An 818-nucleotide genomic window follows, 5' to 3' on the forward strand; every position below is an offset into this window, starting at 1 on the left:
ACCGTTGAATAGTATACACATCCACGCCTTGATCGTAACTCAAAATCGCAAACGCATGACGGAATGTGTGCGGGGTTATGGTGGCGGATTGCTCGTCTTTATCTTGGCCGTCTGAACCATCACCTATTTTTTGTATCACTTCAAATTAATGCGTCTAACGGCATTACTTAGCAACTGCGATAAATAGGACGGACTATAAGCTTTGCTAGTTGCGGTTGGCTACAATGGTTCATTGTCTGGTGCTTTATCAAGTGCAGCTAACAAGCGTGTTTCACGAAAATTAATAATACATACTATCCATTGTCTTTTCTCTTAATGGTATGTTTCTAATTTCTAAAGTGGCAGTTCTATTTGTTAATGTTTGTTTGTCATTTATTAATTTCTTTGAATTTATCTTCTTCTTTATCATATATTGAAAGATTTTCCTGTTCGCCTTTTATCTTTAAAATTCTATAAATAGAATCGTTTTCTTCATAATATATAATATATCGGGATAACTCTTGGCTAAATAAACCTGATGTCCACTGTAATAATAGTTGAATACGCATACTTCCACTATGTAGACCTTTCAAGTCTGGAGCCTCAGGGTCTTCACGACTGTATTCATAATCATCTTTTGTAAAGTCATATATCCACATCTCAGAATTATCAGGCATGTCATCAAGTGAATTTTCCTCAATAACTTTATGTGGCCCACTTAATAATTCGGTAATTTCATCTTTAGATATCCCTATTTCGATACTATCTTTTAATTCTTCTAAATTTATTTTTTGTAATTTTTGCGGGTTAGTATCTGTTGTTGATGAACAACCATAAAG

1 protein-coding gene is annotated in these 818 nt (G+C 34.1%); it reads right to left on the minus strand.

Annotation, left to right across the window (positions count from 1 at the left end; genetic code table 11):
- Positions 1-368: 368 nt before the first annotated feature.
- Positions 369-818: hypothetical protein (locus ACTWQB_RS17385; protein ID WP_443140404.1), on the minus strand; the 450-nt coding region annotated here is incomplete at its 5' end.

The organism is Piscibacillus sp. B03, assembly GCF_052246295.1.
In the GTDB taxonomy this organism is placed as follows: domain Bacteria; phylum Bacillota; class Bacilli; order Bacillales; family Alkalibacillaceae; genus Piscibacillus.